Raw genomic sequence first — 25308 nt, 5'->3', positions numbered from 1 at the left:
GAAGCGTACTTTGCCCGCATCCTGCGTTCCCCAAACTCAAGCGGCCTAGATATAGCTTCTTTGCATGTAAGTTGAGCGCCGGGAATGTGAACGGACCGACTCATCAGAACCAACCTCTCGACCATTGTCAGCAGTCTCACGGGATCGCATTCCCGTCTTTTTTTCTTTGTACGGGAAAATGCAAGCCCCCTGCCTTTGTTCTTTTTCCGGTTTGAACCGCATATCCATGTGAAGACTAGCGGGACAGGCACGGGGGAGGAGATGACGTGAGTCTTTCCTTGCCGCAATGGGGACAATGGATGACCTTGGTTTTGATTGCCGTCGCATTGGGCATGGATGCGTTCTCCCTCGGTGTGGGATTGGGATTGAGGGGAATCCGCCGTTCTAGGGCACTCAAGATCAGTGGTATCATCGGAATGTTTCACGTGTTACTCCCTTTATTTGGGATGTGGCTGGGGCGATATGTCAGTGTCCTTGTCGGGAATCTCGCCGCGATGGTAGGCGGTGGTCTGTTGTGTTTTCTCGGTGTCAACATGCTGGTGCAGGGATTCCGGGGATCGGACGAGTGTACGGTGCTGCATCACAATTCTTTTTGGGGTATGATGCTGTTTGCGTTGAGCGTCAGTCTGGATTCACTTTCAGCTGGGTTGTCGTTGGGGTTGTTTCACAGCAACGTGATCGGAGCGGCGCTGTTGTCCGGTGTATCGGGCGGAACCCTGGGCATTTTGGGCATGGCGGCAGGTCGTCGGGCTGGCGCTTGGATTGGGGAATACGGCGAAATTTTCGGCGGAGCGATCCTGTTGTATCTGGGTGTGCATTTCCTATGGTGAGGGGCGCTCGGGATGAATGAGGCGCTGTTTTTCAGCATGTGCTCCGGTTTGACGACGGTGGCGGGTGCAGCCATGGTGATCGGGAGGGAGAAGCCGTTTTCCGAGCGCGGATTGGCAGCGGCATTGGGATTGTCCGCTGGTGCATTGACATTTGTGGCGTTGTTGCACCTGTTTCCGTTGGTGTGGAACTGGGGCTCTTGGCCTCATATTATGATGGGAAGTTCATTGGGCTTGCTGTGGATGTTGCTGTTTCATCGCCACAGTTCACCGACGTCTTTCGAGTCATCCGAGGATGGAATGAGGCGGGTCGGCAATGTGATGGCTGTCGCTGTCATTTTACACAACATTCCTGAGGGAGCTGCCATCGGAGTCGGGTTTGATCTTCATACGGAAACGGGAATCGCCCTAGTGATCGCACTGACACTGCACAATGTACCCGAGGGCATTGGCATGGCTTTGCCGATGATGGCGGCACGTCGCCCACGCATGATGGTGCTGGCTTACAGTCTCCTTGCCGGTGGTGCTCTGCCGGTCGGAACCTGGATGGGAACAGGATGGTGGCGAGACGCCCCGAATGTGATTGCGGTGGGGCTCATGCTGGCAATTACGGTGATGATGGGGATGATGGTGCGTGAAGTGGCACCCCGGGCATGGATATTGGATCGCAAGTGGGCATTGGGCGGGGCAATCTGTGGTATGTTTTTGATGTATACGATCCACGTCATTCATTGATAATGGGAAGACAGGGGGTGAACGGGTGAAACGCATCTTGTTCGTTTGTACGGGAAATACCTGTCGCAGTCCGATGGCTGAAGCCCTGTTTCGCCGGTTGGCACAGGAAGCGGGTTTGGAAGTGGAGGTGCGTTCCGCCGGCGTGTCCGCGATGGAAGGGATGTCAGCTTCCCGTCATGCCGTTGAGGTATTGAAGCAAAAAGGCATTGATCATGATCACCGGTCGCGCTCGCTTCAACCTGAACTGGTGGAGTGGGCTGATTTGATCCTGACCATGACCATGGGACACAAGCAAATGTTGACCGCTTACTATCCCCAGACTGTCGGCAAGGCGTATACACTGAAAGAATATGTGCTGTCTGACGGAGATACGGAAGCGTTGATCCGGGAGTTGGACGGGGTACGGGCGGAACTGGCCACCAAGGAGGCATTGGGACAGAAAAAGTCTGATGACGATGCATTGCGTTCCCTGCGGAAGCGAGAGGAGCAGTTACTGACCCAATTGCAGGAGCGGTTGGGTGACTTAGATGTGGCTGATCCGTTCGGAGGATCGGTGGAAGTGTATGAGCAGTGCGCCGAAGAATTGGAAGGACTGCTGAAACGGTTGATTGACCGTCTGCGAGGAGAGACGACGTAGCGGGGCTGAAGTTGTTCGCTGACGCGGATTCCCGTAAACCGTAAAGAGAGAGTTCACAAAGCCGGATGCAATGCGGGAGCCGTTTTCCAACCGTCGCATAAGCGGTGGGAAGGCAGCTCCCGCATTTCATGTAACGGAAGCGGGGCGAGCGAGAATATTTCCCAGGAAAGGTCGCCCTACCTCGCAGAGCAGCAACCGGGTATACTATGATCGTAGAGGATGAATAACAGGAGGCGGTCGAATGCGTGTGATTATCGGTTCGGATCATGGCGGTTACCGTTTGAAGGAAGAAATTAAGCAATGGTTGCAAGAAAAGGGGATCGCCTTCGAAGATGTGGGATGTGATTGTCCGGATTCCGTCGATTATCCCGACTACGCGCAGCCGGTGGCCGAACGGGTAGCCAAAGGGGAATTCGATCGGGGCATCCTCGTCTGCGGGACGGGAATCGGAATGTCGATCGCGGCAAACAAGGTGAAGGGTGTTCGCTGCGCTGTGGTGAGCGACACTTTTTCCGCTCGGATGAGTCGGGAGCACAATGACGCCAATGTGTTGGCAATCGGTGAGCGAGTCGTCGGCCCCGGGCTGGCACGGGAGATCGTGGAGGTGTTCCTGGAGACGGAATTCGCGGGGGGACGCCATCAACGCCGGGTAGAAAAGATCGGAGCGTTGGAGGAGTGAGTGGGACATGAGTGAGGCCAAACCGGATCTCTTCACTCCCGGGCAGGTCGTGCGGTTGGTAGATGAATTGGTAGACGAAAAGCCGTTAGATGAACGTCATCTGTTGGTGGTAGGTGTCAGTACCAGCGAGGTGATCGGAAAGCGGATCGGTACCGCGGGGAATGACGAAGTAGCTCAGGCCATCTTCCAAGAATTGATGGAAGCGCAACAGAAGTACGGCTTTCATCTTGCATTCCAATGTTGTGAGCACCTCAACCGGGCCTTGGTGGTTCGCAGGGAAACCATGGAGCGGTTTCAATTGGAAGAGGTGACGGTCGTTCCCGTACCGAAAGCGGGCGGTGCGATGGCTGCGTATGCCTACCGCCATCTGGATGAAGCTGTCATAGTGGAAAGTGTGCGTGCCGATGCCGGGATCGACATCGGTGACACATTGATCGGCATGCACTTGAAGCCGGTAGCAGTACCGGTGCGTCCCAGTTGTCGGCAGATCGGGGAAGCACATGTGACGATGGCCAAAACACGCCCCAAATTGATTGGCGGTGCCCGTGCGGTTTATACTTTGTAACCATGACCATACCGTGATCAAATGGGGACAAGCTTTCTATTTCCACTTTGTCGGAAGTGCCGGACATGATAAGATAGTGAACGAATGGCCACGCGAAAAAGGAGGAGAATTCGGTGCTGGAACACATTCGGCAAACAGATCCGGAAACGGCGGAAGCCATCGCAAGCGAGTTGGCCCGTCAACAAGGAAAAATTGAACTGATTGCGTCTGAAAACTTTGTCAGCAGTGCGGTGCTGGAAGCGTTGGGAACCGTGCTTACCAACAAATACGCCGAAGGGTATCCCGGAAAGCGGTACTACGGCGGTTGCGAATATGTGGACATCGTGGAAGACCTGGCCCGTGAGCGGGCGAAAAAGCTGTTCGGTGCAGAACATGCCAACGTGCAACCGCACTCGGGTGCGCAAGCCAATATGGCTGTCTATTTCTCCGTGTTGGAACCCGGTGATACAGTATTGGGGATGAACCTGGCCCACGGCGGACATTTGACCCACGGCAGTCCGGTCAACTTTTCCGGGAAATTGTACAAGTTTGTTGCCTATGGTGTCGATCCCGAAACGCATCGGATCGATTATGAAGAAGTGCGTCGCTTGGCTCTCGAACACAAACCGAAATTGCTCGTCGCCGGCGCCAGTGCCTATCCGCGGACGATCGACTTCGCCAAGCTGCGGGAGATCGCCGATGAAGCAGGTTGCCTGTTGATGGTCGATATGGCGCACATCGCTGGTTTGGTGGCGACAGGACATCATCCCAACCCGGTTCCCTATGCCGATTTCGTCACGACCACCACACACAAAACGTTGCGCGGCCCCCGTGGCGGTATGATTTTGTGCAAGGAGAAATACGCCAAACAGATTGATAAGTCGATCTTCCCCGGCATTCAAGGTGGTCCGTTGATGCATGTGATCGCGGCCAAGGCGGTGGCTTTTGCCGAGGCACTTTCCGATTCGTTCAAAGACTACTCGGCCAGGGTTGTCAACAATGCGTCCCGTTTGGCGCAAGCGCTGATCGAACGCGGATTCCAACTGATTTCCGGCGGTACGGACAACCACTTGATCCTGATCGATGTCCGCAACTTAAAACTGACCGGGAAACAGGCGGAACACCTCTTGGATGAAGTGGGGATCACCGTCAACAAAAACGCTATTCCCTTCGACCCGGAGAGTCCGTTTGTCACCAGCGGTATCCGGATCGGTACACCGGCGGTAACGACACGGGGAATGGATGAGGAAGCGATGGAAGAAATCGCCGACATCATGTCGTTGGTCCTGAAAAATCCGGATGACGCCCAAGCACAAGAACAAGCGCGTCAACGTGTGGCCCGATTGACCGAAAAGTTCCCGTTGTATCCGGACTTGAAGGCGTAAACCCCATACCGAATTTTGTCAAGAGAGACATGCCGTATGATGTGGCAGTCAGGGTGTTGACAACGTTCACGAGGTGCCGATTTCCCGTCTCTGTGTCGGGCAAATCGATCAAAACGCACAAGCCCTGCCAGGCTTCGATTCGGAAAGCGCAGGAATTCATTCGCGTTCAATTTTCTGCTCCATCCTGCGCTCTCCTGTTCGGAGCGGCAAAAAACGAGCTTCCCTGCAGGGCGCAGGTGGAGCGATCCGGGAAAGCGAGCGGACCAACTCATTAAATACAAGCTCGACCAGTTTGCCAGCGGTCTCCCTGCCGTATAATGCGGCAGGCTTTTTTTGGGAAGATTCCCACCCACTGTCGAATGGACAAACGGTCCGGAAGACTTGTACAATGTGGAAGGAATCCGAAGGGGAGTGAACGATCATGGGACATGTTTATGTGTTTGATCATCCGTTGATTCAACACAAATTGACCTATATACGTGACAAGCGAACGGGCACGAAAGAGTTTCGTGAACTGGTGGAAGAAGTGTCAACGCTGATGGCTTATGAGATTACACGGGACATGCCGTTGGAGGAAGTGACCGTGGAAACACCGGTAGCGCCGGCCAAGTGCAAGGTGCTTTCTGGCAAAAAACTGGGATTGGTGCCAATTCTGCGGGCCGGTTTGGGTATGGTGGACGGCATTTTGCGTCTGATCCCGACGGCGAAAGTAGGGCATCTGGGTTTGTACCGTGATCCGGAAACCCTGGAGCCGGTCCAGTACTACTCCAAAATGCCGTCGGACATCGGGGAGCGCGATCTGATCGTAATTGACCCGATGTTGGCCACAGGTGGTTCTGCTGCTGCGGCTCTGCGCATCTTGAAAGAAATGGGCGCACGCAATATGAAATTGATGTGTTTGATCGCCGCGCCGGAAGGGATCGAACGCGTTCAAAGCGAGCATGATGATGTGGACATCTATGTCGCGGCGGTGGATGAGAAGCTGAATGAGAAAAGCTATATCGTCCCCGGCTTGGGAGATGCAGGTGACCGTTTGTTTGGTACGAAATGAAAGATCGACAACGCAGTTGACAAACGGATGGTAAGTAGAAGCCATTTCAAAAAGAGTGATTATGCAGGGGCGAGTTTTTCCGGGTGAGCCACCCTTAGGAGCCGCAAAGCGGAGGAACGGACCACGAGGAGAAACGCGGATGAGATGTTTGAGCAATAGCGAGTTTTTCCCGTTCCCGTGGCCCGTTTCGAAGCGGACATTTGTTGCCTCCTTGCAGGGCGACTGGCGGAGTGAGCCAGAAAAACAATTGCAAAACGCGGTTTTTGAAATAAGCCCTCAAAACCGCCTTCTGGCCAAACGGCATCACAAGGACACGGAGAGAAGATGGGAGACAGCGTCTAGCGCATCTGGTCATGTATCAGGCTGAACCGTTTTCCTGACGAGCCAGTACCTAAGCCCTATTGAGCGAAGAACCGGGAAAGAGCGGCAAAGCATACATTGTTTGCTCCCCGCGCTTCCCGGTTCAAAGTCGAGTGGACGTGCTCACACCGACGGTTTCCTAGACTATCGACATCCCATATTGGGCAAACTGATAGGAAAAAAGAGGGTGCTGTTCACGGGGGAACTGATGGAGTGGATAGTGAAAGGGATTCTTTACCATTCCACCCTGCAGAAACAACCGCCGCCAGCGTTTGGATCAGTTGATCAAAATGTGACTTTTTGTTCAAAAATGCGTCCGCGAAAGCGTTGACAACGGTTGTTGAGCTTCGATAGTATATACGGGGAACATTGTGACCGTTCTGAGAAAAACAATACCCACTGAGATTTTGGCAAGTTACATTCTGTCACAATTCTCCCCCGGAGAGACTGTAAGCGGAGGGGGATTTTGTGAAAAAAAGCACAGATAACCCCTGGCAAATGATTGGACTGATCGGCACGATCGGCATGGAAGTAGTTCTGATGATGCTCGGGGGTGGTTGGTTGGGGCGCATGTTAGACACCCGCTGGCACACCCAACCTGTCCTCTTGATAACCGGTGTGATGTTGGGCCTTGTATTGGGTATCGCCAGTGCTGTCTATACCATCAAGGCTTTACTAAGGGAATGACTCCAAATGGGCGTGCAAGACCTCTACCGCCGTCAAACGGCCATTCTCACCTCTATCTTTTTAGCTCTCGTTTTTCTCTTGTGGTGGGTGACGCCGTGGAAGTCGTTTTTAGCGGGCTTTTTTATGGGCGGGGTGGCCGGTTTGTACAATGCTCTCTACCTGATCCGCAAACTTCGCCTCATGGATGAACAGCCCATGTCCGCCGTGTCTGGTAAGCGGCGCGTCAACACGGGATTGGCCAACCGGTTTTTGATGGCGGCGTTTCCAATGTTGCTGGCTGTCCGGTTTCCCGAGTGGATCGATTACCGGTCCGTCCTGCTGGGGTTACCGGTTCCTTATATTCTCCTCATCGCCGTGGGATTGCGGCACACTCAGCGCCAATTTTCCAGAGAAAAGAGGTGAGAGATGGGATGGAGCTTACGCCGAAGATTCACCTTTTTGGCCTCACGTTTGATGTGGCTGTGATGATTGCCACTGTCGTCACTTGCGTCGTGGTCTTTCTGATCGCGGTATGGGGCACGCGTGGACGAGACATCCGCCCGACGAAAATGCAGAACTTCGTGGAAATGCTCATCGAATTCGTTCGTGGCGTCGCCCGCACCGGTTTAGATCAGAAGACGGCGGAGAAATATGTGGGGTTCGCCTTTACGCTCTTTTTGTTTATGTTTGTGGCCAACCAGCTGGGCCTGATCCTCAACATCAGTACGGAAGCGCATCACGCTATTCCGGCACTTGGGATCGAGGAAGGAAAGCATTATGCCTGGTGGAAATCGCCTACTGCGGATATCAACATCCCGGTTGTCATGGCGGTCACCATCACGTTGTTCGCCCATTATATGGGGATCCGCTCGGGAGCCAAGCGGTATGTGAAGCATTATTTTGAACCGTTCGCTCCGATGGTGGTGATGCACATCATCGACGAGATCGCGAAACCGGTGACCCATGCCTTGCGTTTGTGGGGGAACATTTTCGCGGGGGAAGTGTTGATCCTGATCATGGTGAAGGCCGGTGCGATTGGTTCATTACCGCTGTTGCCGTGGTTGGCGTATTCGTTGTTTGTCGGCACGGTGCAAGCGTATGTGTTCACGGTCTTGGCCATTGTCTACATCGGGCAAAAAGTATCCCATGATCATTAATACACGATGGAGATTAAAGCCAGATTAAAAACGGTTTGATCCGAATAGATTTTGAAAAATTTTATCGAGAGATTCAAAGGAGGAATTTACTTATGACCACCACGATTGCTGCTGCTATCATGTTGGGTCTGGCCGCTGTCGGCGCTGGGATCGGAAACTCTTTGGTATATGGACGTTATTTGGAAGGCATTGCTCGTCAGCCGGAAGCGCGGGGTACCCTGTTCGGTCAAATGATCATCGGGATCGCGTTCGTCGAAGCGTTGCCGATTATCTCCGTTGCCTTCGGTATGTTGGTTCTCTTCGGGATCTTGGGTAAATAATGCGGTCTTCCGACATGAAGGCGGGGTAGGGCCCTCTACCCCGCCCAAATTGCTGTACTCATACGCACATCCGGTGGCGTTCAGCACGGTTTGAAGGGAGTGACTCGGTGTGTTGAAGCTGGAGTTGGGTACCATGCTGTTCCAGTTGGTCGCCTTCCTCGTATTGATGGGGTTGTTGATCCGCTTCGCGCTTCGCCCGGTCATGGGTGTGATGGAAAAGCGCCAAGCATATATCGATGAACAGATTGACACGGCGGAAAAAAACCGCGCCGAAGCGGAACGGCTGGTCGCGCAGCAGCGCGAGGAACTGGAAAAAGCGCGCAAAGAAGCACGTGAACTGTTGGAGCGTGCCAAGGTACAGAAAGAACGCGAAGCTGAAGCGATCATCAAGGAAGCCCAGGAGCGGGCGGAACGGATGATTCAAGAAGCAACCAACGAAATTGCCCGCGAGAAGGAAAAAGCGCTGGCCGAATTGCGGGATCAGGTCGGTCAGTTGGCCATACTCTTGGCCTCCAAAGTGATGGAGAAGGAAATTGATGCGAAACAGCAATCCAAATTGGTGGATCGCTATCTTCAACAGGTAGGCGAACTGCAATGAGTCAATCGGTGGTAGCCAAGCGATACGCGCGCGCTTTGTTCGAGGTGGCCAGCGAGAAACAGTTGCTGGATCAGGTGGAGCAGGAATTGTTCACCGTGGTCCAAACGCTGGAAGAAAACAGCGAATTTCGTGAATGGCTGGCGCATCCGTATGTGGCGGAAGAAGCGAAAAAAGAGCTGCTGGAACGCATCTTCAGCGAGCTGTCCGAGCCGACGAAGAACCTTCTCTTCCTCTTGATCGACCGGGGACGGCAATCGGCGATCGGCAAAATCGCGGAGGAATACCGCGTGTTGGCCAATGAATCGCGCGGTGTGGCGGATGCGATTGTGACGACGCCGCGGAAGATGACGGTCAAAGATAAAAAACGATTGATCGCCCTTTTCAAGGAACTGATCGGGAAAGAGCTCTCCATCACCAACGTGGTGGATTCCGATATTTTGGGCGGGGTGATCGTACGGGTCGGCGACCGCTTGTACGACGGCAGCCTGAAGACAAAACTGGACCGTTTCCAGCAACAGCTGAGCGGAGCCCGTATGCGTTGAAGAATGGACTTGGACAGATAGGGGTGAAAACGGTTTATGAGCATCAAACCGGAAGAGATCAGTTCGCTCATTAAGCAGCAGATCGAACAATACCGGTCTGAAATCGAAGTGGCCGATGTCGGAACCGTCATTCAAGTCGGCGACGGGATCGCCCGCGTCTACGGCCTGCAAAAAGTGATGGCGGGCGAGTTGCTTGAGTTCGCCAACGGCGTCATGGGTATGGCGCTCAACTTGGAAGAAGACCACGTCGGGGTGGTTATCCTCGGACCGTACACCGGTATCCGCGAAGGTGACCAAGTGAAGCGGACCGGCCGCATCATGGAAGTGCCGGTGGGTGAAGCCTTGCTGGGCCGTGTGGTCAACCCGCTGGGTCAACCGTTGGATGGGAAAGGTCCGATCGAAACGACCGAATTCCGTCCGGTGGAATCGGAAGCTCCGGGCGTCATCGACCGGAAATCGGTGCATGAACCGCTGCAAACGGGGATCAAAGCGATCGACGCGATGGTGCCGATCGGCCGCGGTCAGCGGGAGCTGATCATCGGTGACCGGCAAACGGGGAAAACGACGATCGCGATTGACACGATTATCAACCAAAAAGACCAAGACGTCATTTGTATCTATGTTGCCATCGGGCAAAAACAATCCACCGTGGTCGGCGTGGTGGAAAAACTGCGTCGTTTCGGTGCGATGGACTACACCATCGTCGTCTCCGCGACGGCTTCGGACCCGGCGCCGCTGTTGTTCCTGGCTCCGTATGCGGGTTGCGCGATGGGCGAGTACTTCATGTACAAAGGCAAACACGTGCTGGTTGTATACGACGACCTGACCAAGCAGGCGGCCGCCTATCGGGAACTGTCCTTGTTGCTCCGTCGTCCGCCGGGCCGTGAAGCGTACCCGGGTGACGTCTTCTACCTGCACTCCCGTTTGTTGGAGCGCGCCGCCAAACTGAGCGACGAAAAAGGCGGCGGTTCGCTGACGGCTTTGCCGTTCATTGAAACGCAGGCCGGTGACGTTTCCGCCTATATTCCGACTAACGTGATCTCGATCACTGACGGTCAGATCTTCTTGGAGTCCGACCTGTTCTACTCCGGTATTCGTCCGGCTGTGAACTCCGGGATTTCGGTGTCCCGTGTAGGGGGCTCTGCACAGATCAAAGCGATGAAAAAGGTGGCCGGTACCTTGCGTCTGGACCTGTCGCAGTACCGTGAGCTGGCCGCTTTTGCCCAGTTCGGATCTGACCTGGACAAAGCGACCCAAGCCCGACTCGCCCGCGGGGAGCGCGTGGTGGAAATCCTCAAGCAGGATGAACACCAACCGATGCCGGTGGAGAAACAAGTCGTCTCCATCTACGCCGTGACCAAAGGGTATCTGGATGACATTCCGGTGGCGGATATTCGCCGCTTTGAAAAAGAGTTCCATGACTATCTGGACAGCGAAGGCAAAGAAGTCCTGCAAGGCATCCGCGAGAAAAAGGAACTGACCAAAGAGATCGAGGAAAACCTGAAAAAAGCCTTGGAAACGTTCAAAAAAGGTTTCGTCACTTCGGAGCAATAATCAACAGCGATCCGAACTTCCCCGGTGTCCGGTCCGCTCGTGGATAACGGGCGGAACCGGGACACCGTCGGCAGAAAGGCGGTGAAGATGCGTGAAGAACAAACGGGAAATCAAACGCCGGATCCGCTCGGTTCAAAACACCAGACAAATCACCAAAGCGATGGAGATGGTTGATGCGGCCAAACTGCGTCGCGCGCAGGAGCGGGTTCAAGCGGCGCGTCCGTATGTGGAGAAAATGCGCGAAGTGATCGCAAACATCGCAGCCGGCACCTCTGCGAAGCACCCGATGCTCGTTTCTCGGGAAGTGAAGAAAACCGGCTACCTGATCATCACGTCGGATCGCGGACTGGCCGGTGGATTCAACAGTAACCTGCTTCGCAAATTGGTGCAAACCGTGCGCGAAAGGCATCAAAGCTCGGATGAGTATGTGATTTTCGTAATCGGGCGCAAAGGGCGTGACTTCTTGAAACGCCGGAAGTATCCGGTGATCGGAGAAGTGGTGGGTCTGCCGGATTCGCCGACCTTCGCGGACATCAAGCAGATCGCCCGCCGCGCGGTGCAGTTTTATGCGGAGGAGAAGTACGACAAGCTGGTTCTTCTCTACAACGAATTTATCAACCCGGTCACCCAGCGTCCGGTGGAGAAACAATTGCTCCCGTTGGAGAGCATCAGCTTGGAGGGTCAGGCGCGGACCCTTTATGAATACGAACCGGATGAAGAAGAAGTACTGGCGGAACTGTTGCCGCGTTATGCCGAGACGCTCATTTTCAGCGCACTGTTGGAGTCCAAAGCGAGTGAGCACGGTGCCCGGATGACCGCGATGGGTAATGCGACTGACAATGCGACCGAGATGATCGCCAATTTGACCCTGCAATACAACCGGGCACGTCAAGCCGCGATCACGCAGGAAATCGCCGAAATCGTCGCCGGAGCCAACGCATTGTCCTGATCAACCCTGCGATCTACGCAGTTTGGATAAAGTACGGAATGAGTGTATCCCATCTGAAGCTGAGGAGGGAAACTGATGAGCACTGGACGCGTCGTACAGGTGATGGGTCCCGTTGTAGATATCCAGTTTGAGCGGGGCCATCTGCCTGAGATTTATAACGCGATCAAAATCGAACACAAAGCGGAGTCCAGCGGCGAACGGGACATCAACCTGGTGGTGGAAGCTGCCGTTCACCTGGGTGACAACATCGTTCGTTGCGTGGCCATGTCCTCCACCGACGGTTTGGTACGGGGCATGAAAGCGGTGGACACCGGTGCACCGATCTCGGTACCGGTGGGCAAAGCCACCTTGGGCCGTGTGTTCAATGTATTGGGAGAGCCGATTGACGAGGCGGGTGAAGTGAAAGCGGAAGAGCGTCATCCGATTCACCGTCCGGCCCCGAGTTTTGAAGAACAATCCACACAAGAAGAAATGCTGGAAACGGGGATCAAGGTTGTGGACCTCCTGGCCCCGTACGCCAAGGGTGGTAAGATCGGTCTCTTCGGTGGTGCCGGTGTAGGGAAAACCGTCTTGATCCAAGAGCTGATCCACAACGTCGCGCAGGAGCACGGCGGTTTGTCCGTGTTTGCCGGCGTGGGTGAGCGGACCCGCGAAGGGAACGACCTGTACCACGAGATGAAAGACTCAGGCGTTATCAGCAAAACGGCCATGGTGTTCGGCCAGATGAACGAACCGCCGGGGGCCCGTCTACGCGTGGCGCTGACCGGTCTGACGATGGCAGAGTACTTCCGGGATACCGAAGGACAGGACGTGCTCTTGTTCATCGACAACATCTTCCGGTTTACGCAGGCCGGTTCCGAAGTGTCCGCGTTGCTCGGCCGGATGCCGTCCGCCGTGGGTTATCAGCCGACGCTGGCAACCGAGATGGGTCAGCTGCAAGAGCGGATCACCTCGACCAAACACGGTTCGGTCACCTCGATCCAAGCGATCTACGTGCCGGCCGACGACTACACCGACCCGGCTCCGGCCACCACGTTCGCACACTTGGACGCGACGACCAACTTGGAGCGGAAGTTGGCCGAAAAAGGGATTTATCCGGCGGTGGACCCGTTGGCATCCACGTCGCGGATTCTAACCCCGGCCGTGGTGGGTCGCGAACACTACGAAGTGGCACGTGGCGTACAGCAAATTCTGCAGCGTTACAAAGAACTGCAGGACATCATCGCCATCCTGGGTATGGACGAGTTGTCCGACGACGACAAACTGATCGTTGCCCGGGCGCGTCGGATCGAGAAATTCCTGTCGCAACCGTTCCACGTTGCCGAGCAGTTCACCGGTATGCCGGGTAAATACGTACCGGTCAAAGAAACGGTGCGCGGATTCAAAGAAATTCTGGAAGGCAAACACGACGACCTGCCGGAAGACGCCTTCTACATGGTGGGCACGATCGACGAAGCCGTGGAAAAGGCGAAACAACTCGCCTAAGATGCGTAAAAGGAGCGGGTGTCCATGAGTACGATCCAATTGGACATCGTCACCCCCGAGCGGAAAGTCTTTTCCGACGAGGTGGAGATGGTGATCACCCGGGCCGCTGAAGGGGACATCGGGATTTTGCCCAAGCACGCTCCCTTTGTGAGCCCCTTGGACGTCACTGTCGTACGCATCAAAAAAGATGGCAACGAACGCCAAGTGGCTGTGAGCCGCGGCTTCTTGGAAGTGCGTCCGGAAAAGGTGACCGTGCTGGCTGAGGCAGCGGAGTTGGCCGAAGAAATCGACGTCGAGCGGGCGAAAGCCGCCAAGGAACGGGCGGAGCGACGTCTCGCCGAAGGTTCGCCCGATCTCGACCGTGCTCGCGCGGAATATGCGTTGCGCCGCGCTGAAAACCGCCTCAATGTGGCCCGGCCCGGAGATAACAGGAAATAGAGAACGCAAAAAAACTGCCGGTCTTACGCCGGCAGTTTTTTTGTGGAGACTGCTGGTAACTCGTTCACATTGAAAAGAATCAAAGACACTCCCTTGGGTCGCCGTGGCTTCTTGCTTCATGATGGTAACACACATTCACGATGCTTCGTCCCAGGGTATGTCGGACCCATATCGTCCGCACTGCTATCCTATCTCGCCATCTACGCCCTCTCAGAAAGCAGATCATAGCCGCTTGGAACCGACCAAGTACGTTTTGATTGGAGAAAATCTCCATCGATGGGTTTCATGCACTTTCGGTTCCCCGTTCAGTCAGACTTAGATCGCCGCGTACCAGGAAATTATACCTTCTCGGAATTACCAGACATGCTCTGGACTGGGTGACATCGTTTCACGCATTTTCGCTCGCATAGCAGCTTTAGGGGCTCGCACTCTTTTAGAGGACGGCTATGAAATTCGAGTGTGGAATTGGAAATCGGAGTCCCGCGGACTTTGTCATCCATCTGTTAACGGTCCGTTCAGTGGCTTTGCTTTAAGCGTGTGAGTTGAAAGTGATCCGATGTAGCCATCGTAACACCGGCGGCAGCATGATGATCATCGCGAGAACACGTAGCACCTGCACAGCGACGACGAATGTGGCATCCGCATGGAAACTGATCGAAGTGGCCGCCATTTCAGCAACGCCACCCGGTGCCATGGCAAACAAGGAAGTGGTCAGCGGAATATTCGTACTTCGAGATGATGAACGCACAAATCACCATGACCAACAACATGATGAATGATGTGACGCTGCCCACCAGAGCCGCCGACTTGACCTCCATCAATAGGTGTTTGTTCACCTTGGTACCGATGCTGGTACCGATCAACACTTGGGCTGCGTAGAAAAACGCATCTGTCCACCAGGGATGCAGATCGTGCCCGAACCAGACAGAGCCGGCGGTTTGAGCGAGTGCTGTTCCCAGCATGCCACCTGTCAGCAAGGGAGCCGGAAATTTCAGCCAGCCATTTACCTGCGATGGCTGCGATCCAGGCTGAACCGGCCAATACAATCGTCATCCACAATGATCCAGTGTCTGTTTGGGCAGTTACGACATGTCCGGAAGGGTGACCGACATAGATGAATGCCAAAAGCGGGACAATGCTGACCACAAGAGAGAGGCGAATCAGCTGCACCATGCTGACCACAATCGGATTGGCCCCCATCTCTTCTGCCAGACTCGGCATGGTTGACATTCCACCCAGGGTGGAGGCGAACATGCCGGTTAGTAGATCCGTACGGCTATATCGCCATAAAGCCCATCCGCAGCATAGCGAAACTCCGAAGGAAATGATCAATACAACGATGATAATCGGGCCGTTTTCAAACAAGGTCATCCAAATCGAGCGATTCACCTGTTTTCCCAACTCAATCGCCAACAGCAGCTGCCCCGCGTTTTGCCAAAACGCCGGAATTTCTTTTCGCTGATCCGTATAAAACCAGTGTGGCTTCCAAAAAGTCAACATGGCGGAAACCAACAATGCCCCTACCATCCACCCGGCAGATAGATCGGTCAATGCCACCAGCCACCCGCCGATTCCCCCGATTATGATCAGTCCCGCATGTCGCCCGTTTTCCTTTGTAAATAAATGGCGCACAGAATCCCCCTTTCTTGAATGGAGGGTGATCATCGCCGCAGGCCTGACACTCTGTTTTCCAATTATGAATGGGAAGGCGGAAACGGCGTCGGATGTAGGAAATTTAGTTTCATGTCCTGTTATTCGAAATTTGGGTCAATGCTTTATGACCTCATGATATCATACAGCATAATCAAAATCGATGGATCTACCCGTTGCATACTTTTGAAAGAACACCAATAGGGATGAAGGGAAAGATGAATGGACAACCTAAATCTCGATGAATTATCAAAAAAATAAAATTTGAATATCCAGAAAAAACCAGTGTATGTTAGACACTTTTGAATCATTCTGCTATAATGAGGGTGAAAAATGGTGCGAATATACTTTGTTCAAGGATTGCGTGATATGAAGCGCTTACATCAGAAGGGATGGGGAGAAACAGGATTTTTTATCAACCATGATGATCGATTCAGCATAAAAATGGTACTGGAACCCGCTGCCAGCGTCCATATCGGGTGAGAAGATGCGATCACAGAGTGCAGCCTCGTGCAACTCCATCGCTCGCGATGAAAATCAGACCATTTGGAGGGTAATCTGAGACATGGGCTATTCCGCCAATTACGTCATGCTTGCCATATTCTTTTTGCTCGGGTTAGGCCTTCCGCTGGTCGCGTTTACAGCGGGGAGCCTCCTTCGACCGCAAAAACCGACTCCCGCCAAAGGGATCAGTTATGAAAGCGGAGCCGATCCGGTGGGAGACAGTTGGATTCAATTCAACGTGCGTTATTACCTGTTTGCACTGCTGTTCGTCATCTTTGATGTAGAGACGATTTTTCTCTATCCCTGGGCGACAGTGTATCACGAGCTTCGATCCGGCGTCGGATTGTTCACGCTGGTGGAAATGCTCGAGTTTGTGCTGTTATTGTTGGTCGGATTATTATACGCCTGGAAAAAGAAGGTGTTGGAATGGAAATAAATCTGGAAGGATTGTTGCCGGAAGAGGAAAAAGAATTGGAGCGCAATGTGTTGACCACCACACTGGAACAGATTAAGGGGTGGGCCCGCAGCAACTCGCTTTGGCCGTTGACCTTCGGCTTGGCCTGTTGCGCCATCGAGATGATGGGGACAGGCGGCGCCCATTATGATCTGGACCGCTTCGGCGTGATGTTCCGCGCTTCTCCACGTCAGTCCGATGTGATGATCGTGGCAGGTACCGTCACCAAAAAGATGGGGCCTTTGCTTCGCCGATTGTACGATCAGATGCCGGAACCCAAATGGGTGATCGCCATGGGTTCTTGTGCCACGGCCGGGGGTCCGTATGTGAAGTCATATTCAGTGGTGAAAGGCGTTGACCAGATCGTCCCGGTCGACGTTTACATTCCTGGTTGCCCGCCCAATCCCGCGGCATTGATCTATGGGATCAACAAACTTCAGGAAAAAATCCGATATGAAGCGAAGACCGGGAGGAGGGTCACCCACCAGTGATGGACAAGGAAGAACGAGAAAAAGCCCATCCAGACTCCGCCAAAGAACCCGATGACCAAAAAGACGGTGAAGTCGATCGGGAATCCTCAAAGAAACCCCGAACGGAATCAAACGTCGAAACAACAGCAAATGCCACTGATGCGGATGCCAAACGGAAAGCCGCAGCTGCTGCCAAGGCGAAAGCGGCGGCCGCAGCCAGAGCCAAACCGGCGGGAGCAGGACGGAATCCGGCGGCCCGAAAAGCGAAAGAGCAAGAAAAACCTTTGGAGCCGTCACCCAAACAACCGATATTGGATGCTTTTGTCACTGCCATCCGGAAACAGGTCGGGGATGATGCGGTGGAAGAAGCCTCGATCAATCGGCCCAATCATCATTTACCCACGATCGTGGTTCCAAAGGAGAAATGGCTTGAGGTGGCTCGTCTATTAAAAGAGGACGATTCGCTCGCATTTGATTACCTGCAAAACCTGTCAGGCGTGGATTATGAGACCCATATGGAAGTGGTGTATCATCTCTACTCGTTCCGGCACCGTCATTCCCTCTGTGTCCGGGTGAAAACGGACCGTGACGAGGCGCGGGTCGATTCGGTGACCTCCGTGTGGATGGGGGCAGATTGGAACGAACGCGAGGTGTACGATTTGTTGGGAATCAGTTTCGACGGACATCCCAATCTGAAGCGAATCTTCTTACCCGAACACTGGGAAGGCCATCCCCTTCGGAAAGATTATGAACCGCTCGATCCGGAGATTTGATTGGGAAACCGACAGGGATGGCATACCTGGGTAAAGTGGAATCCGCTCATGGTGGTTCTGGGATGTTTCGGGTCATAGCCAGTGCTGTCTGGCCATCATCAAACGGAGAGTAGGGTGGCTATTTCCCGACGAAGTTTGGGCCCGATTCCAGGAGGTGGAGAGGCGGATGGAGATAGGGAAAATCATCGGGGCCATTGTCATGCTGTTCATCCTGCTGGGGTTCGTCACGATGGCCGTATTATTTGAACGCAAAGTGATCGGGTGGATGCAGAGTCGTATCGGCCCCAACCGCGTCGGGCCGTGGGGAATCCTGCAAACGGTGGCCGATGTCTTGAAAATGTTGTTCAAGGAGGACACCATTCCGGACAAGGCGGATCGCACGCTGTTCAGGGCGGCCCCGATTCTTGCATTCATGCCAGCGTTTGCGGTCGTAGCGGTACTTCCGTTCACACCATCTTTGGTCTTTTCTGATATCGCTGTGGGACTGCTGTACTATATGGCAGTTTCCAGTATCACGACGATCGGCATTATGGTCGGGGGATGGGCGTCCAACAACAAATATGCTCTGTTGGGCGGCATGCGCTCAGCAGCTCAGATGATCAGTTACGAAATTCCCTTGGTCATGTCGGTGGTCGGCGTGATCATGGCCGCAGGATCACTCAACCTGAAAGAGATCGTCGCCGCGCAAGCGGATATGTGGTTTATCGTGCCGCAATTTTTGGGTTTTTTGGTCTTTCTCATCGCTTCTGTATCCGAACTGAACCGCACGCCATTCGATTTGCCGGAAGCCGAGTCGGAGTTGGTGGCGGGTTATCATGTGGAATACAGCGGATTTCGCTTCGCTTTTTTCATGTTGGCCGAATATGTGTATGTATTCGCAATGTCTGCTTTAACGACGATTTTGTTCCTGGGCGGATGGAACCCCGTTTTCGGTCTGACGTTCATTCCGCCGATCGCTTGGTTCCTCATCAAATTTGTCGCCGTTGTCTTTTTCCTGTTTTGGCTGAGGGCGACCCTTCCTCGGGTGCGGATGGATCAGTTGATGCAGTTGGGATGGAAGGTGCTCCTTCCCCTGGCGCTCCTCAACATTTTCCTGTCCGCACTGTTGAAAGAAGTGCCGTTCATCGGCCGGTTTTATTGACGTGATCTCGGGAGGGATTCCCATGCTTGGGATGGTAAAAGGTTTGGGCATCACACTGAAAACCATGACCAAGAAAAAGGTGACTTATCAATATCCGGATCAACCACTGAAAATGCCGGAGCGATTTCGGGGCATTCAGCATTTTGACCCGGAGAAGTGCATCGTATGCAACCAGTGCGCACGCATCTGCCCGACCGATTGCATCACCCTGACGGGTAAAAAACATCCCGATCCCAACAAGAAGGGAAAAATCATCGACACCTACGACATCAACTTCGAGATCTGCATTTTGTGCGATTTGTGCACAGAAGTGTGTCCGACCGAAGCGATTGTAATGACTACCAACTATGAGCTGGCGACCTACAGCCGGGACGAACTGTTCAAAAATCTGGAGTGGCTCCATGAAAACGATCAGAACATCCGGGGAGGGTCGTAATTGGTGCAGCTGAACGGAGAATTTGTCGCGTTTTTCATCTTGTCCGTCATGGCGATCGGCGGTGCTGTGTTCATGATCAACCTGACGAAAGTGGTTCACATGGCGTTGGCCCTGGCGTTCACGTTTTTCAGCATTGCCGGATTGTATCTTCTGTTAAACGCTGAATTTCTGGCGGTTGTACAGGTGTTGATTTATGCCGGGGCGATCACCATCCTGATGCTGTTCATGATCATGTTGACCCGTCATCAGGATGAAGAGGATGCGGAACCGTTCGGATTTCGACAGGGGCTCTCCTTCGTAGGGGTAGCGGCGTTTTTCGGCATCGTGATGTGGGTGATCTACCGGACTCCCCTTCCAGCCAAAACGGCGGATACGTCCGGTTATACGGTGGAACGGATCGGGCATGTGCTGTTTCAACAACAGGTAATTCCGTTTGAACTGGTATCGGTGCTGCTGTTGGCTGCACTGGTGGGGGCGGCCGTCCTGGCCCGGAAGGAGGAATCCTGATGCCGGTCACTTCGTATCTGGCACTGTCGGCCATCCTCTTCAGCATCGGTTTGTACGGGGTGCTGACGAAGCGAAATGCGGTGATGGTACTCTTCTCCATCGAATTGATGCTGAACGCGGTCAACGTCAATTTGGTCGCTTTCTCCAAGTACGGATTGTATGCCAACCTGACCGGTCACATCTTTTCGCTGTTCACGATCACGGTGGCGGCGGCGGAGGCGGCGGTGGGGATCGCAATCCTGATCGCGCTTTACCGGAACAAAGCCACGACTGAGGCCGACAAGATCAATTCGATGAAGGGGTAGTCGTGAAACGATCTGAGAAAAGGATGGATGCTCCATGATCGCATATGTTTGGATCATCCCGTTGTTCCCGTTGATCGCGTTTCTGCTGTTGATCGCCGGCCAGCGTCGATGGAGTGAAAATGCGGCTGCCGGAATCGGGGTCACGGCCACCTTGGCGTCGTTTCTCGCCGCAACGGCGGTGCTGGTACAAAGCGCAGGTGGAACACCCGGTGCGGTGCAAGTTTTTCCATGGTTGAAGGTGGGCCGGACCATCTTCTCGTTCGGGACAGACGTGAACCATCTGAACGCGTTGATGCTGTTCATCGTCAGCCTGGTCAGTTTCCTGGTTCACGTCTATGCCCGGGGATATATGAAGGGTGATCCCCGTTTTTCCGTGTTTTACGCCTACTTGACGTTGTTCACGTTCTCCATGCTGGGGCTGGTGATCTCGCCCAATCTGCTTCAGCTGTATATTTTCTGGGAACTGGTCGGGGTGTGTTCCTTCCTGTTGGTCGGTTTTTGGTACCATAAGCCGGAAGCCAAGGCGGCGGCGAAAAAGGCATTTATCGTCACCCGTGTCGGGGATGTGGGCCTGTTCATCGCCATCGCGCTATTGTTTTGGCAGGTGGGCAGTCTGGATATCGCTTCCGTAATGAGTGCAGTTGCAGCTGGCAAAATCGCGCCAGTGCTCTTGACTTGGATTGCCGTTCTCATATTTGTCGGTGCCATCGGCAAATCGGGTCAATTTCCGTTACATACATGGTTGCCCGACGCCATGGAAGGTCCGACGCCGGTCAGCGCCCTAATCCATGCCGCAACGATGGTGGCTGCGGGTGTGTACTTGGTTGCGCGGTTGTTTCCGTTGTTTGCGGCTTCTGAGACGGCGATGGACGTGGTGGCGTACGTGGGTGCGTTTACGGCGATCTTCGCCTCATCTATCGGTTTGGTTCAGCACGATATCAAACGCGTACTGGCCTATTCCACGGTGAGTCAGCTGGGGTATATGATGCTGGCGCTGGGTTCGGCCGGATATGCGGCGGGCGTGTTTCACTTGATGACGCACGCCTTTTTCAAGGCATTGCTGTTCTTGGGAGCGGGTGCGGTGATCATCGCGTTACACCATGAGCAGGATATTCGCCGGATGGGTGGTTTGTGGCGGAAAAACAAGGCAGTGGGATGGATGTTTCTCATCGGTTGCCTGGCCATATCCGGCATCCCGCCGTTTGCTGGCTTTTTCTCCAAAGACGAGATCTTGGCGGCGGCATACGCGGACGGCCGGACGGGGGTATTTCTCGTCGGTCTGTTGGCGGCGCTGTTCACCGCGTTTTATGTATTCCGCCTGTTTTTCCAGGTGTTTATCGGTGAGTACCGCGGAAACGGGGAGATCAGTTCGGTTCCCGCCGTCATGACGCTGCCGATGGCGGTATTGGCGGTGTTGTCAGTGGTCAGCGGATTCGTCAACTCGCCGAGTCCGAGGTTGGGACATTGGTTGGTGGAGGGAACGGGTATCCATGAGACGGCAGTGGGTACGCCGCTTTGGATCTCTCTCTCCGCCACACTGGTCTCGTTAGCCGGTTTGGGAGTCGCCTGGATGATGTACGGGCGTCGGGCATGGTCGCCCACTGTGTGGCGGGATCGGATGCCGATACTTTATCAGATGTTGTACCGGAAGTATTACATCGATGAGATCTATCGGGCAACATTTGTGGACGGTTTGCGGAACATCGGCCGTCTGTTCCGTGGTTTTGACCGGTGGATCGTCGAAGGTTTGGTGGGACTGGCAGTCGGTGTGACGCGACTGATCGCCTGGATCGGCTCCCGGTTGCAAAACGGTCAAGTGCAGGCCTACGCCCTGATCAGTCTGATTGGACTGGTTCTCCTGTTGGTCGGCTTGACGGCGGGGAGGTTGTTCGGATGACGGTGTGGAATGGGCTTCCTACATGGGTGACGTTTTCGCCGCTTTTGGGCATGCTGGTCTTGTTGTTCATTCCCCGGCAACAGAACCGGTGGCTGAAATGGGTCGGGATGGCAGGAACCGTGCCTCCGTTGATACTGGCCCTTATCATGTTTGCGAAGTTCGACCCCCAAGCCCGGGGTGTGCAATTTGCACAAAACGTGTCGTGGATTCACATCCCGCTCCCGCAAAGTTCAGGATGGAAGCTATCTTACGCGATGGGTGCGGACGGTTTATCCATATCGCTTGTCGTGATGACGACGATCATCGCGGCGCTGGCCGCAGTCGGATCGATGTACCTCAAGGAACGGCTGAAAAGTTATTTCCTGCTGTTTCTTCTGTTGGAAATTGGAATGCTCGGGGTCTTTCTCGCCCGCGATCTGTTCCTGTTTTTCCTCTTCTTTGAAGTGACGCTGGTGGCTACCTTTTTCCTGGTGGGCATCTGGGGGTACATGGAAAGAGAGCGTGCCGCCAACCAGTTCCTGCTGTATAACGGATTGGGTTCAGCATTGATGCTGCTTGCGTTTATTAGCCTCATGTTCGTGTTCGGCACGTTGAATCTGGATCAGTTGCAAGTGCGAACCTCGCAGCTGTTTGCTCACCCCGAATGGATGCAGGGGCCGGTCAAACCAGTGATATGGGGAATTTTCCTCTGCATTTTGGTTGCATTCGGCATCAAGCTGCCCGCGTTTCCGTTTCACACCTGGATGTTGCGTGTCCACGTGGAAGCGCCCCCGGCAGTGGTGATGATTCACTCCGGTGTTTTGTTGAAAATGGGGGCGTACGGATTGATCCGGTTTGGCGTGGATCTGTTTCCTCCCTTGGTGCATCAGATGGCGACGTGTTTGGCGGCGTTGGGGCTGGTCAACATCCTCTACGGTGCGGCGTTGGCATTTGTTCAGCGAGATTTGAAGCGAGTGTTGGCCTATTCCAGTGTCAGCCACATGGGGATCATCCTGTTCGGGATCGCCGCGCTGAATTTTACCGGATTGCAGGGAGCCGTGTTTCAAGCGGTATCTCACGGTTTCATATCTGCGCTGATGTTTTTGATCGTCGCTGCGCTCTATGAACGAACGGGAACGACGATGATCGATGAGATGAGCGGATTGGCCAAGGCGATGCCGGTACTCTCCGGCGTGTTGTTGGCCGGTGGTCTGGCATTGTTAGGGTTGCCTGGGATGTCCGGTTTTGTCAGTGAATTTTTGGCGTTTCTCGGCATGTTCAAACCATACCCGGTCATTGCGGGCATCGGCGCATTGGGTTTGATCTTGGCCGCTGTCTATACGTTGCGGGCGGTCATGGCTGCCACATTCGGACCTTTTCTGGACCGCTGGGAGCGCTTGACCGACTCGAAGGCGGTGGAAACCGTGCCGATGTTGGTGTTGCTCGGCCTGATTATCGCGATCGGCGTCTATCCTCAGATGTTGGGTGAGCCGATGCAAACCACCCTGCAAATGATCGTCACCAGGATCGGAGGGTGAGCGGATATGGAAAAAGCCTTGGCACACATCGATTGGTCGGCGATGACACCCGAGTTGATCCTCGTCACCGCCGCCGCCCTGCTGATCGTACTGGAGTTGCTGTTACCGGATGAGGCTTCCCGCGATTGGCTGGGGTGGTTGGCCCTGTTGGCCGTCGTCGGGGCGGGGACGTACGTGGCCGTTCACTTCGGAGCGACAGCGGTGGATCTTCTGCAGGGATCCTATCGGACGGACCCGGTGGCCCAATCGTTCAAACTGGTGCTGTTGGGCGGGTCGGCTCTGATTTTGCTGATGTCCCTGTCCAGAGAAAATCGGGAAGGGATCAGAGCGCGGGGAGAATACTATTTCCTGCTGCTCACGGCTGTGTTGGGAGCTTCAATGATGACATCCTCGGCCGATTTGGTCACACTGTTTGTCGGGTTGGAGCTGTTGAGCATCTCTTCCTACATCCTGGCGGGTATCCGCAAACAGCGGACAGACTCCAATGAAGCCGCCTGGAAATACGTCGTCCTGGGCGGTGTCTCATCCGCGTTTATCCTGTACGGGATGTCATTCGTGTATGGACTCACGGGCAGCACCAATCTGTTTGTCGTTCAGCAACGGATCGTGGAGGCGTACCAGACCGGTTACGCATCGTTCGTGTTGCTGTCGCTGTTTTTGATGATGTTGGGATTCGGATTTAAGATCGCCGCTGCACCGTTTCACATGTGGGCACCCGATGTGTATCAGGGTTCCCCAACATCGGTTACCGCATTTTTGGCGGTCGTGTCCAAAACGGCAGCCTTTGCTTTGGTGACCCGGATCGTGTTGGTGGCCTACCTGCAGTTGATTGAACTACGCGTGTGGGAGGAGATCATTACGCCGCTGTTGCTGGTGATCGCGGGGGCATCCATGATCATCGGCAATGCCGTCGCATTGCGCCAGACCAATGTCAAACGTCTGATGGCGTATTCCGGCATCGCCCAAGCCGGATATGTGCTGGTGCCGCTCGCGTCACTGGGGATGGCGCTTTTTGAGAGCACCCTGTATTACTTGCTTGCCTATTCTCTGATGACGGTCGGTGTGTTCGCGGTGATCATGGCGGTAGAGCGCGATGCCGAACACGGTGAATTGAGTGCCTTTGCCGGATTATATAGAAGATCACCTCTGGTGGCGCTTACCATGACCCTGATGGTGCTGTCGCTGGCGGGCATTCCGGTCACGGCTGGATTTTTCGGCAAATTCTACATCCTGATCAACGCCATCGCCACCCAGCACTTTTGGATCGCTGCTGTCATGGTGGTAACCACGGTCATTTCCTATTTCTACTACTTCGAATTGATCCGACAGATGTACTTCCGTCCGGCACCGAAGGGGAATCCGCTGGCCATCCCCATCAGTACAGCGATCGTGATCGGAATCGGTGTAATCGGTACTGTGGGATTGGGATTGTTCCCCAATGCGGTTCTTCACGCATTGGGACAACTGAAATGGACGGAGGTTCTGTCAATTCCGCAGACGCCTCCGGGGCCCTGAGTGAGAAACGACAGATGCTGAGAAAAAGTTGAAGGGATGCAGGGGAGCCGTTTACCGACGGTAACACTGGCGGTAAACGGCTTTCGTCGTCATTGCAAGCGTTTCGACGGTGAATCCAAAAGGTTTTGCAATCTCGTCACTATCGATGGGAGGCTGCTCAGTCCCGATTTGTTCCGTACCGTGGCTTACTCCACACGAACCAACAGAGGCAC

The 25308-nt window shown here is 54.3% G+C and carries 27 protein-coding genes and 2 pseudogenes; 27 read left to right on the top strand and 2 right to left on the bottom strand.

The window, feature by feature from the left end:
• Positions 1-266 precede the first annotated feature (266 nt).
• From NWF35_RS02465 to NWF35_RS02385, 17 genes are all read left to right on the top strand, one after another.
• Positions 267-830 carry a manganese efflux pump MntP gene (locus NWF35_RS02465; RefSeq protein ID WP_301237506.1) on the top strand — a complete coding sequence of 188 codons (564 nt, stop codon included), beginning with the start codon at positions 267-269 and terminating at the stop codon, positions 828-830.
• Between the two features lie 12 nt (positions 831-842).
• On the top strand, positions 843-1562 hold the full coding sequence (locus NWF35_RS02460; protein ID WP_301237505.1) for a ZIP family metal transporter: 720 nt from the start codon (positions 843-845) through the stop codon (positions 1560-1562).
• A gap of 25 nt (positions 1563-1587) precedes the next feature.
• On the top strand, positions 1588-2199 hold the full coding sequence (locus tag NWF35_RS02455; protein ID WP_301237504.1) for a low molecular weight protein arginine phosphatase: 612 nt from the start codon (positions 1588-1590) through the stop codon (positions 2197-2199).
• A gap of 241 nt (positions 2200-2440) precedes the next feature.
• Positions 2441-2878: a ribose 5-phosphate isomerase B gene (rpiB, locus tag NWF35_RS02450; RefSeq protein ID WP_301237503.1), complete on the top strand. Its 438-nt coding sequence runs from the start codon at positions 2441-2443 to the stop codon at positions 2876-2878.
• A 7-nt stretch (positions 2879-2885) separates the two neighbouring features.
• The gene (locus NWF35_RS02445; protein ID WP_301237502.1) at positions 2886-3443 is read left to right on the top strand and encodes a TIGR01440 family protein; all 558 of its coding nucleotides are present in this window, start codon (positions 2886-2888) and stop codon (positions 3441-3443) included.
• Positions 3444-3556: 113 nt separating this feature from the next.
• Positions 3557-4807 (top strand): serine hydroxymethyltransferase, encoded by a 1251-nt coding sequence (glyA, locus tag NWF35_RS02440; protein WP_435873814.1) that lies wholly within the window; start codon positions 3557-3559, stop codon positions 4805-4807.
• Positions 4808-5228: 421 nt separating this feature from the next.
• Positions 5229-5858, top strand: coding sequence for a uracil phosphoribosyltransferase (gene upp / locus NWF35_RS02435; RefSeq protein WP_301237501.1), 630 nt, complete (start codon positions 5229-5231; stop codon positions 5856-5858).
• Between the two features lie 828 nt (positions 5859-6686).
• Positions 6687-6905 (top strand): AtpZ/AtpI family protein, encoded by a 219-nt coding sequence (locus NWF35_RS02430; protein ID WP_301237500.1) that lies wholly within the window; start codon positions 6687-6689, stop codon positions 6903-6905.
• A gap of 6 nt (positions 6906-6911) precedes the next feature.
• Positions 6912-7307 carry an ATP synthase subunit I gene (locus tag NWF35_RS02425; RefSeq protein ID WP_301237499.1) on the top strand — a complete coding sequence of 132 codons (396 nt, stop codon included), beginning with the start codon at positions 6912-6914 and terminating at the stop codon, positions 7305-7307.
• 8 nt (positions 7308-7315) lie between these two features.
• The gene (gene atpB / locus NWF35_RS02420) at positions 7316-8041 is read left to right on the top strand and encodes a F0F1 ATP synthase subunit A (protein WP_301237498.1); all 726 of its coding nucleotides are present in this window, start codon (positions 7316-7318) and stop codon (positions 8039-8041) included.
• Between the two features lie 92 nt (positions 8042-8133).
• Positions 8134-8361, top strand: coding sequence for a F0F1 ATP synthase subunit C (gene atpE / locus NWF35_RS02415; protein ID WP_212773506.1), 228 nt, complete (start codon positions 8134-8136; stop codon positions 8359-8361).
• Positions 8362-8470: 109 nt separating this feature from the next.
• Positions 8471-8959 carry a F0F1 ATP synthase subunit B gene (atpF, locus tag NWF35_RS02410; RefSeq protein ID WP_301237497.1) on the top strand — a complete coding sequence of 163 codons (489 nt, stop codon included), beginning with the start codon at positions 8471-8473 and terminating at the stop codon, positions 8957-8959.
• Positions 8956-9501 (top strand): F0F1 ATP synthase subunit delta, encoded by a 546-nt coding sequence (locus tag NWF35_RS02405; RefSeq protein WP_301237496.1) that lies wholly within the window; start codon positions 8956-8958, stop codon positions 9499-9501. Before atpF ends, NWF35_RS02405 begins: the two co-directional genes overlap by 4 nt.
• A gap of 36 nt (positions 9502-9537) precedes the next feature.
• Positions 9538-11055, top strand: coding sequence for a F0F1 ATP synthase subunit alpha (gene atpA, locus NWF35_RS02400; protein WP_301237495.1), 1518 nt, complete (start codon positions 9538-9540; stop codon positions 11053-11055).
• Between the two features lie 91 nt (positions 11056-11146).
• Entirely contained in the window at positions 11147-12004 is an 858-nt protein-coding gene (gene atpG, locus NWF35_RS02395; RefSeq protein ID WP_301237494.1) for an ATP synthase F1 subunit gamma, read from the top strand.
• Positions 12005-12079: 75 nt separating this feature from the next.
• Positions 12080-13489 (top strand): F0F1 ATP synthase subunit beta, encoded by a 1410-nt coding sequence (gene atpD / locus NWF35_RS02390; RefSeq protein ID WP_212773502.1) that lies wholly within the window; start codon positions 12080-12082, stop codon positions 13487-13489.
• A 24-nt stretch (positions 13490-13513) separates the two neighbouring features.
• Entirely contained in the window at positions 13514-13927 is a 414-nt protein-coding gene (locus NWF35_RS02385; protein ID WP_301237493.1) for a F0F1 ATP synthase subunit epsilon, read from the top strand.
• 529 nt (positions 13928-14456) lie between these two features.
• Here NWF35_RS02385 and NWF35_RS02380 read toward each other — a convergent pair.
• Positions 14457-14889, bottom strand: a pseudogene (locus NWF35_RS02380) (AbrB family transcriptional regulator).
• A 52-nt stretch (positions 14890-14941) separates the two neighbouring features.
• Positions 14942-15592 (bottom strand): annotated as a pseudogene (locus NWF35_RS02375) (AbrB family transcriptional regulator); the annotation flags it as partial.
• A gap of 550 nt (positions 15593-16142) precedes the next feature.
• Here NWF35_RS02375 and NWF35_RS02370 point away from each other — a divergent pair.
• The 10 genes from NWF35_RS02370 (at position 16143) to NWF35_RS02325 (ending at position 25096) form a co-directional block, all read left to right on the top strand.
• Positions 16143-16517 carry an NADH-quinone oxidoreductase subunit A gene (locus tag NWF35_RS02370; RefSeq protein ID WP_301237492.1) on the top strand — a complete coding sequence of 125 codons (375 nt, stop codon included), beginning with the start codon at positions 16143-16145 and terminating at the stop codon, positions 16515-16517.
• Positions 16508-17026 (top strand): NuoB/complex I 20 kDa subunit family protein, encoded by a 519-nt coding sequence (locus NWF35_RS02365; RefSeq protein ID WP_301237491.1) that lies wholly within the window; start codon positions 16508-16510, stop codon positions 17024-17026. The genes NWF35_RS02370 and NWF35_RS02365 overlap by 10 nt, the downstream gene beginning before the upstream one ends.
• Positions 17026-17778, top strand: coding sequence for an NADH-quinone oxidoreductase subunit C (locus NWF35_RS02360; protein ID WP_301237566.1), 753 nt, complete (start codon positions 17026-17028; stop codon positions 17776-17778). The genes NWF35_RS02365 and NWF35_RS02360 overlap by 1 nt, the downstream gene beginning before the upstream one ends.
• Before the next feature lie 166 nt (positions 17779-17944).
• Positions 17945-18919 (top strand): NADH-quinone oxidoreductase subunit NuoH, encoded by a 975-nt coding sequence (nuoH, locus tag NWF35_RS02355; RefSeq protein ID WP_301237490.1) that lies wholly within the window; start codon positions 17945-17947, stop codon positions 18917-18919.
• 22 nt (positions 18920-18941) lie between these two features.
• The gene (gene nuoI, locus NWF35_RS02350) at positions 18942-19355 is read left to right on the top strand and encodes an NADH-quinone oxidoreductase subunit NuoI (protein WP_301237489.1); all 414 of its coding nucleotides are present in this window, start codon (positions 18942-18944) and stop codon (positions 19353-19355) included.
• Positions 19356-19364: 9 nt separating this feature from the next.
• The gene (locus tag NWF35_RS02345; protein ID WP_301237565.1) at positions 19365-19862 is read left to right on the top strand and encodes an NADH-quinone oxidoreductase subunit J; all 498 of its coding nucleotides are present in this window, start codon (positions 19365-19367) and stop codon (positions 19860-19862) included.
• A complete protein-coding gene (gene nuoK, locus NWF35_RS02340) occupies positions 19856-20167 on the top strand; it encodes an NADH-quinone oxidoreductase subunit NuoK (protein WP_301237564.1) in 312 nt (103 codons plus the stop codon). Before NWF35_RS02345 ends, nuoK begins: the two co-directional genes overlap by 7 nt.
• 34 nt (positions 20168-20201) lie before the next feature.
• A complete protein-coding gene (nuoL, locus tag NWF35_RS02335; protein WP_301237488.1) occupies positions 20202-22064 on the top strand; it encodes an NADH-quinone oxidoreductase subunit L in 1863 nt (620 codons plus the stop codon).
• Positions 22061-23581: a complex I subunit 4 family protein gene (locus NWF35_RS02330; protein ID WP_301237487.1), complete on the top strand. Its 1521-nt coding sequence runs from the start codon at positions 22061-22063 to the stop codon at positions 23579-23581. Before nuoL ends, NWF35_RS02330 begins: the two co-directional genes overlap by 4 nt.
• A gap of 6 nt (positions 23582-23587) precedes the next feature.
• Positions 23588-25096, top strand: a complete 1509-nt coding sequence (locus NWF35_RS02325) for an NADH-quinone oxidoreductase subunit N (protein ID WP_301237486.1) — start codon at positions 23588-23590, stop codon at positions 25094-25096.
• Positions 25097-25308: the final 212 nt, after the last annotated feature.

Origin of the sequence: Polycladomyces subterraneus, assembly GCF_030433435.1 — a bacterium.
Taxonomy (GTDB): Bacteria; Bacillota; Bacilli; order Thermoactinomycetales; family JIR-001; genus Polycladomyces; species Polycladomyces subterraneus.
Note: the sequence above shows the minus strand (reverse complement) of the source record. Positions and strands in the feature narration are given on the sequence as shown.

Excerpts from the sequence above, each read along its gene's own strand:
- atpB (WP_301237498.1), top strand. The coding sequence starts at position 7,316 with ATGGAGCTTACGCCGAAGATTCACCTTTTTGGCCTCACGTTTGATGTG.
- nuoH (WP_301237490.1), top strand. The coding sequence starts at position 17,945 with ATGGAGATAGGGAAAATCATCGGGGCCATTGTCATGCTGTTCATCCTG.
- atpA (WP_301237495.1), top strand. The coding sequence starts at position 9,538 with ATGAGCATCAAACCGGAAGAGATCAGTTCGCTCATTAAGCAGCAGATC.
- NWF35_RS02365 (WP_301237491.1), top strand. The coding sequence starts at position 16,508 with ATGGAAATAAATCTGGAAGGATTGTTGCCGGAAGAGGAAAAAGAATTG.
- NWF35_RS02445 (WP_301237502.1), top strand. The coding sequence starts at position 2,886 with ATGAGTGAGGCCAAACCGGATCTCTTCACTCCCGGGCAGGTCGTGCGG.
- rpiB (WP_301237503.1), top strand. The coding sequence starts at position 2,441 with ATGCGTGTGATTATCGGTTCGGATCATGGCGGTTACCGTTTGAAGGAA.
- NWF35_RS02370 (WP_301237492.1), top strand. The coding sequence starts at position 16,143 with ATGGGCTATTCCGCCAATTACGTCATGCTTGCCATATTCTTTTTGCTC.
- atpE (WP_212773506.1), top strand. The coding sequence starts at position 8,134 with ATGACCACCACGATTGCTGCTGCTATCATGTTGGGTCTGGCCGCTGTC.
- NWF35_RS02385 (WP_301237493.1), top strand. The coding sequence starts at position 13,514 with ATGAGTACGATCCAATTGGACATCGTCACCCCCGAGCGGAAAGTCTTT.
- NWF35_RS02325 (WP_301237486.1), top strand. The coding sequence starts at position 23,588 with ATGGAAAAAGCCTTGGCACACATCGATTGGTCGGCGATGACACCCGAG.
- nuoI (WP_301237489.1), top strand. The coding sequence starts at position 18,942 with ATGCTTGGGATGGTAAAAGGTTTGGGCATCACACTGAAAACCATGACC.
- upp (WP_301237501.1), top strand. The coding sequence starts at position 5,229 with ATGGGACATGTTTATGTGTTTGATCATCCGTTGATTCAACACAAATTG.
- NWF35_RS02460 (WP_301237505.1), top strand. The coding sequence starts at position 843 with ATGAATGAGGCGCTGTTTTTCAGCATGTGCTCCGGTTTGACGACGGTG.
- NWF35_RS02405 (WP_301237496.1), top strand. The coding sequence starts at position 8,956 with ATGAGTCAATCGGTGGTAGCCAAGCGATACGCGCGCGCTTTGTTCGAG.
- NWF35_RS02330 (WP_301237487.1), top strand. The coding sequence starts at position 22,061 with ATGACGGTGTGGAATGGGCTTCCTACATGGGTGACGTTTTCGCCGCTT.
- NWF35_RS02425 (WP_301237499.1), top strand. The coding sequence starts at position 6,912 with ATGGGCGTGCAAGACCTCTACCGCCGTCAAACGGCCATTCTCACCTCT.
- NWF35_RS02360 (WP_301237566.1), top strand. The coding sequence starts at position 17,026 with ATGGACAAGGAAGAACGAGAAAAAGCCCATCCAGACTCCGCCAAAGAA.
- nuoL (WP_301237488.1), top strand. The coding sequence starts at position 20,202 with ATGATCGCATATGTTTGGATCATCCCGTTGTTCCCGTTGATCGCGTTT.
- atpD (WP_212773502.1), top strand. The coding sequence starts at position 12,080 with ATGAGCACTGGACGCGTCGTACAGGTGATGGGTCCCGTTGTAGATATC.